General features: G+C 40.2%; 9 protein-coding genes and 1 tRNA gene. 5 read left to right on the top strand and 5 right to left on the bottom strand.

Annotated features, from left to right (window positions below; all coding sequences use genetic code 11):
* Positions 1-57 precede the first annotated feature (57 nt).
* Positions 58-1,296 (top strand): GTPase, encoded by a 1,239-nt coding sequence (locus IQ226_RS00595; RefSeq protein WP_193890786.1) that lies wholly within the window; start codon positions 58-60, stop codon positions 1,294-1,296.
* A 52-nt stretch (positions 1,297-1,348) separates the two neighbouring features.
* On the opposite strand, the gene gcvP is transcribed toward IQ226_RS00595, so the two are convergent.
* Together gcvP and IQ226_RS00585 are read right to left on the bottom strand one after the other, a co-directional pair.
* Positions 1,349-4,246: an aminomethyl-transferring glycine dehydrogenase gene (gcvP, locus tag IQ226_RS00590; protein WP_370567055.1), complete on the bottom strand. Its 2,898-nt coding sequence runs from the start codon at positions 4,244-4,246 to the stop codon at positions 1,349-1,351.
* Between the two features lie 150 nt (positions 4,247-4,396).
* The gene (locus IQ226_RS00585; RefSeq protein WP_193890783.1) at positions 4,397-5,290 is read right to left on the bottom strand and encodes a rhodanese-related sulfurtransferase; all 894 of its coding nucleotides are present in this window, start codon (positions 5,288-5,290) and stop codon (positions 4,397-4,399) included.
* Between the two features lie 79 nt (positions 5,291-5,369).
* Between IQ226_RS00585 and IQ226_RS00580 the strand changes: the two genes are divergently transcribed.
* Positions 5,370-5,442 (top strand) — tRNA-Ala (locus IQ226_RS00580).
* A gap of 84 nt (positions 5,443-5,526) precedes the next feature.
* Here the strand turns inward: IQ226_RS00580 and IQ226_RS00575 are convergent.
* Positions 5,527-6,159 (bottom strand): DUF938 domain-containing protein, encoded by a 633-nt coding sequence (locus tag IQ226_RS00575; protein WP_193890780.1) that lies wholly within the window; start codon positions 6,157-6,159, stop codon positions 5,527-5,529.
* An 18-nt stretch (positions 6,160-6,177) separates the two neighbouring features.
* On the opposite strand from IQ226_RS00575, the gene IQ226_RS25540 reads away from it, so the two are divergent.
* Both IQ226_RS25540 and IQ226_RS00570 read left to right on the top strand, forming a co-directional pair.
* Positions 6,178-6,300 carry a hypothetical protein gene (locus IQ226_RS25540; RefSeq protein ID WP_255539946.1) on the top strand — a complete coding sequence of 41 codons (123 nt, stop codon included), beginning with the start codon at positions 6,178-6,180 and terminating at the stop codon, positions 6,298-6,300.
* A 63-nt stretch (positions 6,301-6,363) separates the two neighbouring features.
* The gene (locus tag IQ226_RS00570) at positions 6,364-7,776 is read left to right on the top strand and encodes a 1-acyl-sn-glycerol-3-phosphate acyltransferase (RefSeq protein WP_193890777.1); all 1,413 of its coding nucleotides are present in this window, start codon (positions 6,364-6,366) and stop codon (positions 7,774-7,776) included.
* Between the two features lie 201 nt (positions 7,777-7,977).
* Here the strand turns inward: IQ226_RS00570 and IQ226_RS00565 are convergent, their stop codons facing one another.
* A complete protein-coding gene (locus IQ226_RS00565; protein ID WP_193890775.1) occupies positions 7,978-8,397 on the bottom strand; it encodes a hypothetical protein in 420 nt (139 codons plus the stop codon).
* Between the two features lie 201 nt (positions 8,398-8,598).
* A complete protein-coding gene (locus IQ226_RS00560) occupies positions 8,599-11,622 on the bottom strand; it encodes a valine--tRNA ligase (RefSeq protein ID WP_193890772.1) in 3,024 nt (1,007 codons plus the stop codon).
* A 451-nt stretch (positions 11,623-12,073) separates the two neighbouring features.
* Between IQ226_RS00560 and IQ226_RS00555 the strand changes: the two genes are divergently transcribed.
* A complete protein-coding gene (locus tag IQ226_RS00555; RefSeq protein ID WP_193890769.1) occupies positions 12,074-14,329 on the top strand; it encodes a DUF1796 family putative cysteine peptidase in 2,256 nt (751 codons plus the stop codon).
* Positions 14,330-14,450 lie beyond the last annotated feature (121 nt).

Genomic DNA, 14,450 nt, shown 5'->3' with positions numbered 1-14,450 from the left:
ATCATCATGTTTATAAATCATGACCTTTTAATGATATTCAAATTTGGAGTTAGAAATATGACTGATTCTCAGGAAGTAAACGAAGCATTGGATCGTAACGAATTTCTAGTAACAGAACTCTTGAAATATATAGACAAACTACCAAACATTTTGGGAATGAAAAGCGATATTCACGAAAAATTAGAAAATTTACGTTCTGTGATGCAAGGAATACGTCCACCACGAGTTATGGTAATTGGTCGTGCTAGAAGTGGTAAATCATCCCTAATTAATGCCATTTGTGGTTTAAAAGTTGCAGAAGTCAGCGATACAGAACCAGAAACAGGCAAGGCTGAATGGAAAAATTACTACCATGAAGGTAGTGATTTGCTTCACATCCTGGACACAAGAGGATTACAAGAGGCTCAAGAACCAAGGCAATATGATTCAGCAGAAACACCTTATGACAGTATAATGCAAGCTGTTAAAAAAAAATGTCCAGATGTTATTCTCTTTTTGTGTAAGGCTACAGAGGTTCATAGTGCTAGTGGAAAAGACCTTGATGAGTGTGAATTAGTGGTTAAAGAAATTAACAAGCAGTATCAGCGTAAATTGCCTATTATTGGAGTTCTTACGAAGTGCGATGAATTATCTCCTCCGAGAGTGCCTTTGCCAACTGAAAATGAAAGAAAAAACCGTAATGTTGAGGAACAAGTTAAAAGTTTTTTCGCTTTTTTAAAAGAAAGATCCGAATTACGAGATCATGTAAAAAATGTTGTTCCGACTGTTGCGTATGCTGAATATGAAGATGGTAAAAATGGTTTGATTCTATCTGATCAAGATTATCGGTGGAATATTACAGAATTAGTGGAAACAATGATTAAGTATACGCCAAGGGAGACACGCGGATCTTTGTCCCGAATGGCTCATATTACAGAGTTTCAATTGAGTGTCGCTAGAACAGTTGTTACAGCCTGTACTGTTTTATCTGGTTTTGTTTCTGCTAACCCAATTCCAGGTGCAGCAATACCAATAGTCTTCGGTATTCAAGCTTTTATGGTGATGTATATTGGCTGGCTTAGTGGCAGAGAATTTTCCGTACAAACGTTACAAACGCTACAAACGCGCAAAGACCTTCTTGTAACAGGAGGAGTAACTGTAGGTGCAAATGCTGGATTTGTGAGTATGGCTGATATTGCTTTAAAATTTCTACCTGGTTATGGTAGTGTGTTAGCTGCGAGTGCTGGAGTGATCGCTACACAAGGTTTAGGAGATACAGCGATCGCATATTTTCTCAACAATGGCAAAAGTGATTAAAAATATCAGTCCGTAGGGTGCGTTACATTTCATTAACGCACCCTACAATTAACTAACTATAAGCCTCCATCGGTAAACAAGAACAAACAAAATTCCTATCCCCAAAAGCAGCATCAATTCTCCCCACACTTGGCCAGAACTTATATTCCTTATTCCAACTTGCAGGATAAGCAGCTTGTTCACGGGAATAGGGATGATTCCACTCACCAATAATCAAACTTTCCGCAGTGTGAGGGGCATTTTTTAAAAGATTATCGTGAATATCCATCTTACCAGATTCAATTGCGGCAACTTCCTCACGAATCGCAATCAAAGCATCACAAAATCTATCTAATTCCTGTTTAGATTCACTTTCCGTTGGTTCAACCATAATTGTCCCAGCCACAGGCCAAGAAACAGTAGGTGCATGAAAACCATAATCCATTAACCGCTTCGCAACATCATCAATTTCAATCTGCGCTGATTTCTTCAAACTTCGCAAATCTAAAATACATTCATGTGCCACTAAACCATTTTTTCCCTGATATAAAACCGGATAATATGACTCTAATTTCTTAGCCATGTAATTAGCATTAAGAATGGCAATTTTGGTTGCTTCCGTCAACCCATCTGCACCCATCATGATAATATACATCCAAGAAATCACTAAGATACTTGCACTACCCCAAGGTGCAGCGGAAACAGCACCAGTGAATTTTGGATTTTGGATTTTGGATTTTGGATTATTTTCCTGTATTGTCGTCACAAAATGGCCGGGTAAGAACGGGACAAGGTGGGAAGCGACACCAATGGGACCCATACCGGGACCACCACCACCATGAGGAATACAGAAAGTTTTGTGTAAGTTCAAATGACAGACATCTGCACCAAAATCACCAGGACGACAAATACCTACTTGGGCATTCATGTTAGCACCGTCCATGTAAACTTGTCCACCGTGACTATGAATTATCGCACAAATTTCTTGAATTGCTTCTTCAAATACCCCATGAGTTGATGGATATGTCACCATTAAAGCTGATAATTCATGACTATGTTTTTCAGCTTTGGCTTTTAAATCTTCAACATCAATATTACCTTGTTCATCACAAGCAACTCCCACTACTTTCATCCCACACATTACCGCACTCGCGGGATTTGTACCATGTGCTGATTGCGGAATTAAACAAACATTTCTGTGTCCTTCTCCCCGACTTTGATGATATTCATGAATTACCAAAAGTCCCGCATATTCACCTTGAGAACCTGCATTTGGTTGTAAGGAAATTCCGGCAAAACCTGTAATTTCTCCTAACCATGCTTCTAGTTGTTGGAAGAGAATTTGATAACCTCTAGTTTGGGAAATTGGCGCAAAGGGATGTATTTTCCCAAATTCTGCCCAAGTTACGGGAATCATTTCCGAAGTTGCGTTTAACTTCATGGTGCAAGAACCCAAGGGAATCATTGAAGTTGTTAATGATAAATCCTTGCTTTCTAGTTGATGTAAATAACGTAATAATTCAGTTTCTGAATGGTAACGGTTAAAAACTGGGTGAGTGAGATATTTACTTTCACGCGGTAATGGGCAATGGGTAATTGGTAATTGGTAATTGGTAAGAGAAGTAAGTTCTGTTTCACTGAAAGGTAATTGATCTTTGAGTGCGAAAATTTGCCAAAGGTCAATTAAATCTGCTTCTGTGGTAGTTTCATCTAAAGAAATACCAACTGTGGAATTATCAAAAATTCTCAAATTGATATTTCTCTCATGTGCAGCGTCGAGAATTGCTTCTAATCTGGTATTTCCTAATTCTACCCGCAGAGTATCAAAGAAATTTTCCGAAGTGATTTTGTAACCTAACTTTTTCAATCCTGCGGCTAAAGTTGCGGTAAGTTCATGGATATTTTGAGCAATTTGTTTCAGTCCATCGGGTCCATGATAAACTGCATACATACTCGCCATCACTGCCAATAAAACCTGCGCTGTGCAAATATTACTGGTGGCTTTATCTCTGCGGATGTGTTGTTCACGGGTTTGTAACGCCAAACGTAACGCAGGTTTACCATTCACATCCTTGGATACCCCGACAATTCGCCCTGGAACGAGCCGTTTATACTCTTCCTTCGTCGCAAAATAAGCAGCGTGTGGTCCCCCAAAGCCCAAGGGAATACCAAAGCGTTGGGTACTGCCTACGGCAATATCAGCCCCTAATTCACCGGGGGGTGTGAGCAATAATAAGCTCAGAGGATCTGCGGCTACAGTCACCAATGCACCCTGAGCATGGGACTGTGTGATAAAATTGCGGTAGTCGTAAATTGTCCCGTCAGTTGCGGGATATTGCAAAACTGCACCAAAGATAGTTTCGGTAAAATCAAAGGTTTGATGATCACCGATAATGATGTTTATACCCAAAGGTTTGGCGCGTGTTTGCAATACATCAATGGTTTGGGGATGACATTCACTAGAAACAAAATAGTTATGGGATTTGTTTTTGCACACACCATAACTCATACTCATTGCTTCTGCGGCTGCTGTCCCTTCATCAAGTAAAGAAGCATTAGCAATTTCCAACCCTGTCAAGTCAATAATCATGGTTTGGAAATTTAACAACGCTTCCAAACGTCCTTGGGCAATTTCTGGCTGATAAGGGGTGTAAGCTGTGTACCAACCGGGGTTTTCTAAGATGTTGCGTTGAATGACGGTAGGGGTAATACAGTCATAATATCCCATACCGATAAATGAGCGATAAACCTGATTTTTATCGGCTATTTGCTTTAATTTTGCCAGTGCTGCGTATTCGCTTTGCGCTGCTGGTAGATTTAGGGTTTGATGAAAGCGGATTGCCTGTGGTACTGTTTTATCAATGAGGTCATCAAGGTTGGAAAGACCCAATAAATCTAGCATTTGCTTGACATCATCGGGGTTTGGTCCAATATGTCTTTGTGTAAAGTTGCCCAATTTCTGATCTACCACAAATCGTTCTCCAAAGATTTCTATATTAATATATTGTAATAGTGACTTTTATATATTAGTGTTTTTGCTATATCTTGATTTTGTTTCGCGCAGAGACGCTAAGGAGCAATCACGCTTCGTGATCTCGAAGAGTAGACGCAAAGGAAGAAATTAAGGATTGGTTGATTGGTAATGGTTCCATTTTTGCTGTAGTCGTTTTCTTTTTTCGGGTGTTAAGGTGTGGAAACAGTGAGGACAGGAAATATTTTTTTCATATTCTGGGGAGGTTTTATCTGTTTCAGAAATGGGATATCCACAAGCAAAGCATAATTCTTGATTTCCTGTTTCTAAGTCATGACTAACTGTGACTCTTTGATCAAAAATAAAACATTCTCCTTCCCATAAACTTTTTTCTGGGGGAATTTCTTCTAGATATTTGAGAATACCTCCTTGGAGGTGATAAACTTCTGCGAAACCTTGGGAGAGTAAATAGGAAGAGGCTTTTTCGCAACGAATCCCTCCAGTACAAAACATTGCTACTTTTTTATGTTTTTTGGGATCAAGATGTTGTTGTACATATTCGGGAAAGTCTCTAAATATTTGAGTTTGGGGATTTTCTGCACCTTTAAATGTCCCAATGGTAAATTCATAATCATTGCGGGTATCAATGACTGTGACTTCTGGATTAGAAATTAAATCATTCCAATCTTCTGGTTTGACATAAGTTCCTACTTTTTCCGCTGGGTTTACTTCTGGTAATCCTAAAGTGACAATTTCTTTTTTTAACCGAATTTTCAACCGTTCAAACGGGGGAATTTCTGTGTAGGATTCTTTATGTTCTAAATCTGCAAACCGCGAGTCACTGCGAAGAAAGGCTAAAACTGTGTCAATTTGCTGACGAGAACCAGCAATTGTGCCGTTAATGCCTTCTTGTGCTAATAAGATAGTTCCTTTTATCCCTTGTGATTCACAAAAGGATAATAAGGCTGCTTGTAGTTCGCTACAATCAGGTAGATTCACAAATTTATATAGTGCAGCAACAACTGTCTGATTTTCTTGGTTCATGGTCTTGAAAAATTAATAATAATAGTTTATGATGGTGTGGTTATGTAAAATTAACCCTTTTTACATAAAAAACAGACTTGGGGGTTTAGCTCAGTTGGTAGAGCGCCTGCTTTGCAAGCAGGATGTCAGCGGTTCGAGTCCGCTAACCTCCACTAATTATACATAACCAAACAGAGAAATTCCTTTGCTCCTTAGCGTCTACCCTGCGGGATCTCTAAGAGAGATTACGCGAAACATTATTCATGTTTAAATACTAAGGAAAGGTTATTTGCTGGCATGGGGTAAGTTTGGTGCAATATCAAATTTTTGGCTTCAGCAGCTTTAACTACATCTTCTAGGTTACGCACTCCCCACTCTGGATTTTGTGCTTGTAAAGATTCATCGAAGGCAGCGTTACTGGGTGCTGTATGTTCGCCATTTTGTTTGTAGGGACCATACAAGTAGAGTATACCACCCGGTAGGAGAATCCGCCCAGCCCCTGCCATGAGTCCTAGACAGGCTGACCAAGGGGAAATATGAGTCATGTTAATATTAACAATAGCAGAAATAGATGGTTGTGGTATTATTTCTGTTTCTACTGGCCATATTGGTGAACTAGCATCTAAATCTATGGGTGGTTGCATGGCTTCACAGGGGAGAAATTCAGCCCATGCGGTGATACTAGCACGCAGTTCGGGGTTAGGGTCGGAAGGTAGCCATTGCCGGGGTGCGAGGTGGTGAGAGAAAAATGTAGCGTGTTCACCTGTGCCACTGGCGATTTCTAATATAGTCCCATGTTGAGGCAATATTTGTAAAAGCAATTCTAGAATGGGTTCGCGGTTGCGCTGGGTTGCGGGGGCAAATTTTCGCTGGTCTGGTGGTGTGTTCATATTGGGTGAGCATTCACTATGATAATTAAATTAGCAGCGATAGGCATTCAGCTATCAGCTATCAGCAGTCAGCCAAGAGCAGGAATCGCAAAAAAGGAAGCTTTAATTACCTGTATTTCCGCCTTAAAAGCTGATAGCTGACGGCTGACGGCTGAATGCTCACCTCAATTTTAGCTTTTTTTTGCCACACCACAGGAGAACAACTTGCCTAAATCTATTCATTCCACCCAACCACCGCTAAAATTTATTCCTCAACGTCATAATCCCTTTGTGGTTAAAGTTGTGTCTTGGTTTTTGCCTTTGATTTTGCGGGTGAGAACTAGACCTTGGCTACCTGCGGGTATTGTCAATGTTGAAGCCAAAAATGCGGAAGTCTTAGCTAAATTATACCACGAATTTCAAGCAGGTAAAGTCCGATTTTTAATTGCTTTCCGTCACCCAGAGGTGGAAGATCCTCTATCTATGTTATACTTGCTATCACGGATTGTTCCCCAGGCAGCTAGAGAAAAAGGTATTAGTCTCAAATACCCTGTTCACAGTCATTTTATGTATGAACGAGGAATGACTTTATGGGCAGGAAATTGGTTAGGATGGTTATTTTCTAGACTTGGTGGGATACCAATTCGTAGGGGAAAGCGCGTAGATAGAAATGCTATCCAAATGGCCAGGGAATTATTTGCTAATGCTGAAATGCCGATAGCGATCGCTCCTGAAGGTGGTACAAATGGACATAGTAGTATAGTCAGTCCCTTAGAACCTGGTGTGGCACAATTGGGTTTTTGGTGTGTGGAAGATTTAAAAAAGGCTAACCGCGAAGAACAGGTTTTTATTATTCCTATTGGTATTAAATATAGTTATGTTAATCCCCCTTGGCAAAAAATAGATTGGCTATTATCTAAATTGGAAGCTGATAGCGGTTTACCCATGACGGAAATTACTGCAAATGGGAAGGAACAGGAAGGAATTTTATATCAGCGGGTTTTGCGTTTAGCTGCATATCTAATTTCGGAAATGGAGGATTTTTATCACCGTTTCTATCATCAAGATTTTCCAGAAATTATCAGTTCAGAAGTTCCTATAAATGAAGTGTTAATTACTAGATTACACCGTTTGATGGACACTGCTTTGAAAATTACAGAACAGTATTTTAATCTTCAGTCTCAAGGTAATTTTATTGATAGATGTCGTCGTTTAGAAGATGCTGGTTGGAATTATATTTATCGAGATGATATTGCTGATATTCCCAGTTTACCACCTTTTAAACGTGGTCTAGCTGATTGGATAGCCCAAGAAGCCGATTTGAAAATGCAGCACATGAGAATTGCGGAAAGTTTTGTGGCGGTTACTGCTGATTATATTCTCGAAAAACCCACGCCGGAAAGATTTGCAGAAACCCTTTTATTAATGTTTGATATGTTGTCTCGCATTCAGGATTCTACTTTACCAGGAAGGCCACGTTTAGGTTTAAAACAATCCATGATTTTGGTTGGTGAACCGATTAATGTGAATACAAGATGGGAAAATTGTCAAGGAAATAAACAAGCTTTGCGTAAGGGTGTTAGTGAGTTGACGCAGGATTTACAAGTGATGTTGGAGGGGTTAATTAAGGATGTCTGAACTGTGATTTTTTTGATTTAGGTGATTCAGATGATTAATCAATCAGAAAAATCAACTTAATCATGTAAATCATAGTTCTGATATTTTTCTTCTAAGGCTTCAATTTGTTCACGTCGTGCTTCTAATTCTAAACTAGGATGTCTGAACTGTGATTTTTTTGATTTAGGTGATTCAGATGATTAATTAATCAGAAAAATCAACTTAATCATGTAAATCATAGTTCTGATATTTTTCTTCTAAGGCTTCAATTTGTTCACGTCGTGCTTCTAATTCTAAACTACGACGGGCTAAATCTTGATTTTGTAAGGTTAAACTTTGCTGCCAATTCTCCATTTTTACCGCTTCTTGTTTGAGAAATTCAGGAGTAATTCCCTTAGAAAGATAGATTTCTACTAGATTAATCACCCAGTCGGTAGCATCTTCAATTGTTTCAATTTCACCGGTAGGAGATAGTTTAACTAAGACTAATAAGTTATTACTTGTGGTATTTCCCTTTCCTAAAAGAATTAAAGTTTCTTCCGAAATTGTTAACCAAAAGTTTTCTGATTCTTGTCGTGCTAATAAACGTAATTGATATTGATCTAAAAAATCATTTTTATGTACTTGGGCAAGATATAACATAATTTTTAAGGAATAGGGAATAGGTAATGGGTAATGGGTAATGGGTAATAGCGAATTTTCCCAACTAATTACTAATTACCAATCACCCATTAAAGCAATATCTACGATATAGCGGTATGCACTTGAATGAGATACAGAATCTAGAGTAAAAGCCTTATGATAAGAGACTCTTAACTCCTGACTCCTGACTCCTGACTCCTCCTATAATGTCTCCAGACGTATGCGTAAAATTTCTGCTTGTTTTTGTGCTTCTGCTAAAGTCTCTCTTGCAGTCTGTACCACGTCTGCGGGGGCTTTATCCACAAACTTAGAATTGCTTAATCTGGCACTTAAAGATTGGGCTTCTGCTTCGGCTTTTTGTAAGCTTTTCTCCAGTTTTGCACGGACAACTTCAATATCTACAACTCCTTTTAAGGGAATAACTATCTGTACAGTCCCGACAACACCAGCAATGGAATTTTCTTTTTCTTGGGGTGCGGTTGGTGGTAATTCTGGTTCAGTTGGTGTTTCACTGGGTGGAAAGTATTTTGCAAATAACTCTTCTCTTGCTTCCGCATTGAGTAAATAACGGAAAGCAAACCAACTAACATAACCTAAACCAACTATTTCAAAGCTAGTACCAAAGAAGGGAATATCTAATGCAGTATTACCCACAAATATAGCTACTTTCAAACCGATAAGGGCGACAATTGTTAAACCAATTATCTTTAATCCACCCCCATATTTATTATCTTCAACTTGTGCAATCTCTTGGGGAACAACAACAGAATTAGCATCAACAATTGTTAAATTTTCTACCTTGGCTAAATCTTGAATATAAGCTTGTCCCGCAGTGAGAATAAATCTTTCACCTTCGCTTTCAGTTTGCAAATTAGCAGTAATTTTTACCCCTGGTTTAATATCTGCTTCTGCTCGTAAATTGCGAATTGTCCGAATTGTGCCAATTAACAAATCAAACTGTGTTTCCAAAGCTGAATCAATCAGATGATTATCGGCTTCAGGATATGCTTGCAAAGGTAAAAGTTGGGGATTTTCGGTGGGTTGTTGGGTGAGAGTTTGCCAAATTTCCTCTGTAATGTGAGGCATAAAGGGATGGAGTAATTTTAAAATCCCTTCTAAAATATAGGCAATAATTTGTTGGGCAACTTTACGAGATGCGGGTTCTGCATCTTTCTGTAATCTGGATTTGACTAATTCAATATACCAATCACAGAAATCACCCCAGATAAATTCATAAAGTCCCTTTGCTGCTTCACCTAAACCATAATTTTCAATATCATGATTTGTTTGTTTAACAACTTGGTTGAACCGGGAAACAATCCACTTATCACTTAATTCTGTGGGAACTGGTTGACCTAATTGGGCTGGGGTTTGTCCATCCAAATTCATCATTACAAATCTGGCTGCATTCCACAACTTATTGGCAAAATTGCGAGAAGCTTCCACAGACATAGATTCATCTTTTTTGCGGTCATATTCTAAACGAATATCCTGACCAGCACCCGCAACTTCCTTAATTAAGGTATAGCGTAAAGCATCAGTTCCATATTTAGCAATCAACAATAATGGGTCAATCCCATTATTTGCTGATTTCGACATTTTCTTATTATTTTCATCCCTAACTAAACCATGAATGTACACAGTTTTAAACGGCATTTTTCCGGTAAAATGTGTTCCCATCATCGTCATTCTAGCTACCCAGAAAAAGATAATATCAAATCCAGCTACTAGGGTCGCTGTGGGGTAATAGGCCGCTAAATCTGGTGTTTCCTCAGGCCAACCTAAAGTGGAAAATGGCCACAGTCCAGAGGAAAACCAAGTATCTAAAACATCGGGGTCTTGAACTAATTTGACATCTTCCCCAAATTGCACTTTGGCTTTTTGTAGCGCTTCCTCTTCATTACGGGCGACAAAATAAGGTGTAGAATCGGTAATTTCTCCTTCGGTTTCGCTGACAGCATACCAAGCGGGGATTTGATGACCCCACCACAACTGGCGAGAAATACACCAATCACGCAGATTTACTAACCAATCACGATAAACTTTAGACCAACGTTGGGGGACAATTTCCGGGGAGTCTTGATTATCGAAAAAATCTAGGGTTTTATCAGCTAGGGGGCGGATTTTCACAAACCATTGAGTAGAAAGCAGCGGTTCAACGGGGACTTTGCCGCGATCGCTATAAGGTACTGTATGTTTATATTCCTCAACCTTGACTAAAACACCTTCAGCATCTAAACGGGCTACCAAATTTTTCCGCGCCACAAAGCGGTCTTGACCTTGAAAATCACCGGCATTTTCATTCAGCGTGCCGTCTTTGTTCATAATATTAATCAACGGCAAATCATGACGTTGACCCATTTCAAAGTCATTGGGGTCATGGGCGGGTGTCACCTTCACGCAACCTGTCCCGAAAGTCGCGTCCACCAATTCATCACCAATAATCGGGATTTCCCGGTTCATAATTGGTAAAGTTACGGTTTTCCCAATCAGGTGTTTATATCTGTCGTCATGGGGATTAACCGCCACACCTGTATCACCTAACATGGTTTCCGGGCGAGTTGTCGCCACTTCCAGAAAACCCGAACCGTCGCTGAGGGGATAACGGAAATACCACAGATTCCCATTTACCTCTTTGGGTTCTACTTCTAAATCAGACACCGCTGAACCAGAAGCGGGACACCAATTCACCAAATAGTTACTACGATGAATTAATCCCTCTTCATGGAGGCGAATAAATGCTTCTAAAACAGATTTTGATAAACCCGCATCTAATGTAAAGCGTTCCCGGCTCCAGTCTACGGATACACCTAACCGTTTTAACTGATTAATAATTGTCCCACCAGATTCCGCCTTCCATTGCCAAGCCCGTTCTAGGAACTTTTCCCGCCCTAAATCATGGCGAGTTTTCCCCTCGGCTTTGAGTTGTTTTTCTAAAATCGTTTGTACAGCAATGCTGGCGTGGTCAGTTCCCGGTAGCCATAGAGTATTCCGTCCTTTCATGCGGTGGTAACGCACCAGGCTGTCAATGATGGCCCCCTCAAAAGCATGACCCATGTGCAAACTGCCAGTGACGTTAGGTGGAGGGATAACGATGCAGTAGGGTTCGCCTTTGTGGTTGGGGTCAGCTTTGTAAACTTGATTGTCTTCCCAGAATTTTTGCCATTTGGCTTCTGTGGAGAAGGCTTCGTAAAGACTGGGGAGATTAGGAATAGTTACAGTCATGCTGGGAATATTAATTTTATTACAACTTTACTAAATTTTGCCACAGGCGTGGAAAACCTTGGTCATCTGTTGGCAATTTTAGATTTTAGATTTTAGATTTTAGATTAAGTAGGTCAACCACAAAATTTCAAGGTATGTGAAGAAAAGTAAAATCGCCCAAAACTCCATTCCTGTTCCCTGTTCCCTTCCCCCAACGACAATTTTTAACGCCAACCTACTTACAGCATTTTTCATGTATTTAGACCACACTCTTGATTCCTCTTTGCGCCTTTGCGCCTCTGCGTCAGACAAAAAAATGTGGTTCATTTATCCGAAAATCGCTGTAAAAAAATTTGGTACAAATGTACATATTTTTTATCTTTACTAGGTGTTCTATGTGATAGTCTGTCAAGGTATTTGCCAGGATTTTGCCTTTACCCATGGCATTGTACACCTAAACCAGCAAAAACATATGTATCAATTCCAGGTTAGTGCCTCCACACAAACTGGTGAATCCATTGGTATCGTCGGTTCTACTCCCGAATTGGGATTGTGGGATATTACCAAATGTGTTCATCTTCGGACAAGTGGCGATCTTTATCCTTTATGGTGGACAGATAAAGACATTGACATCCAACCGTCTTTGGAGTCTGATAATTGCCAAAGAGTTGAATACAAGTATGTACGCATTGATGCCGAAGGACATGGACAATGGGAAGCTATGGGTGCAAACCGTTGGCTACCAATCAACCGTGAACAACAGTCCGGTACTATTGTTGTGGATGATGGGGCCTATGGTTATTTACAGCCCTATCCCTTCGGATACTTTCGGGATGTGAGTGAGATTAAACCCATTGAAAAAGATTCGGGTGGTCTGAAAATAGTCGTGATTGGCAGTTCTGTCGCCTTGGGCTATAAAGCTTGGTTATTGAGGGGTTGGGCTTGGCAGTTGGCAGAGGAGTTGCAGCAAAAATATGGGCATCAAGTCATAAATCTATCAGAATCGGGCGCAAATGTCAGCAGAACGATCGCTCGATTTGCCTCAGTTGTCACCCCAGAAAAACCAGATATAGTAATTATTGCCCTATCTCTGGGTAACGAAGGGTTAGCCTATTGTTCTCCCCACGAACGCAGGGCAGTACAGCGACGGTTTGAAAGTGGCTTGCAGCAGTTGGTAAAAATGACCCGGACACTGGGCGCACGTCCCATTCTCGGTGGTGTCTATCCCAATGGCGACTTTTCCCCTGAACATCATTGGTTGTTGAAAGATACACACAACCGAATGTTGAATTGGGGTGTGCCGGTTTTGGATTGGTTAGCACCATTAGATAATGGTCAGGGACGCTGGCAAGAGGGAATATCTTTTGACCCATCTCACCCTAACACCATCGGTCATAATCTGATGTATGAGGCAATTGATCTGAGTCTCTTCCAAATTGAAAAAGAGGAATTAGCAAAAGAAAAACAACGCTTCTGGCAACCGAACGAAATTCCCATTTACCTTGATAACGCAGGTTTCTATGTCTGTGCCTGTATCGAGGAGAAGAGTTTGCGGATGAGAAATCCATCTAAGTATAATTATACCATTGCTCCCTATTGGCAAGAATTACAAACTGTGCTGCAAAATAAGGCAGGATTAATCCCCGGTATTTACATTGCCAAAAATGCTGAAAAAGGCATACTCCCTTTCTTTGCGGTGCAAGAGAATGGAACTATCTCCACAACCGTGAATATTCCCCCTGGTGCTGATTTGGAATACAGTGCGGCTTTCAATCTTTTTGCACCGAATAACTCCCAGGTTTTATTCTATGATGGGCATCTGGGGATTTTACAAAAAGACGAACATCACATCTGGATGATCAACGAATCAGATAATGAGTACAATATCCAGCCAATGTGGCCGGAAATTCGCAAAGCATTAAAAGCCATACCATCCGGTGTATATGAAGATCCCCTTCATCCCGATGCACCTTTTCGCACCATGATGATTGGTAGGGATGGCTTAGAAAGCCGAGTGAAAGCACCACCGAAATCAGCAGTATTTTTGCAATATAAATGTCAATTATCAGACATTAGCCGTGTGGCTATTCTACCTTTAGGCGATCGCTGTGCTGTCCGCATGATGTTGTATAAGATGGAATACGATGGTCCAGCTTTTCCCTTTGATTTGACCCGCACTACCAAGATTGCAGATATTGCAGATATCATTGAAAACCGTTTTTATGATATGTGGAATCCTCATTTGCTGCATTACAATTCCGAGGAACGCAGAATTTATCATAGCAAATGGGGGGGTCTATCCTTTGCCCATGAAGTTGAGGACACGGAAGACCCTGTTAACGATATGTCTCCTATCTATGAACGGATGCGAGTCCGTTATACCGCACGTTCTCAAAGGTTTTGGTACGCCCTCGATCATTGTGATCAAGTGCTATTTATTCGCACAGGAATTGCTGACCGAGGTGGAGTAATTGATCTGTTGAATAAGTTGGAAAAACAATGTCAAGGTAAGCCTTTTCAACTGTTGATTCTTTCCCCCCAATCCTCTGATGAGTTCTCAAATCTGCCTAATGTATTACATGACAATTTCGAGTTTAATCCTGATCGAATGTATGACGATTTGGGACATTGGATGTACTGTACAGATGTGATGAAAGGGATTTTAGAATCCCTGGGAGTTTCGAGTAAAAATCTCTTCTGGTGTCCACCAAATCCACCGAAGAACTAAATATCTATAGTAGAGTGCGTTAGACATAAACAGATTTTTTATATCTAACGCACCCTATAAATATACTGGTGAGCGATACCTTCGACAAATGTAGTTATTGCTATCAATCCCAAGGTTTTAA

Origin of the sequence: Dolichospermum sp. LEGE 00240, from assembly GCF_015207875.1 — a bacterium.
Classification (GTDB): domain Bacteria; phylum Cyanobacteriota; class Cyanobacteriia; order Cyanobacteriales; family Nostocaceae; genus Dolichospermum; species Dolichospermum gracile.
Note: the sequence above shows the minus strand (reverse complement) of the source record. Positions and strands in the feature narration are given on the sequence as shown.

What these genes read in the sequence shown, in the direction of transcription:
- IQ226_RS00595 (WP_193890786.1), top strand. Translation starts at nt 58, where the DNA reads ATGACTGATTCTCAGGAAGTAAACGAAGCATTGGATCGTAACGAATTT.
- IQ226_RS00585 (WP_193890783.1), bottom strand. Translation starts at nt 5,290, where the DNA reads ATGAACCAAGAAAATCAGACAGTTGTTGCTGCACTATATAAATTTGTG.
- IQ226_RS00575 (WP_193890780.1), bottom strand. Translation starts at nt 6,159, where the DNA reads ATGAACACACCACCAGACCAGCGAAAATTTGCCCCCGCAACCCAGCGC.
- IQ226_RS25540 (WP_255539946.1), top strand. Translation starts at nt 6,178, where the DNA reads ATGATAATTAAATTAGCAGCGATAGGCATTCAGCTATCAGCTATCAGC.
- IQ226_RS00565 (WP_193890775.1), bottom strand. Translation starts at nt 8,397, where the DNA reads ATGTTATATCTTGCCCAAGTACATAAAAATGATTTTTTAGATCAATAT.
- IQ226_RS00560 (WP_193890772.1), bottom strand. Translation starts at nt 11,622, where the DNA reads ATGACTGTAACTATTCCTAATCTCCCCAGTCTTTACGAAGCCTTCTCC.
- IQ226_RS00555 (WP_193890769.1), top strand. Translation starts at nt 12,074, where the DNA reads ATGTATCAATTCCAGGTTAGTGCCTCCACACAAACTGGTGAATCCATT.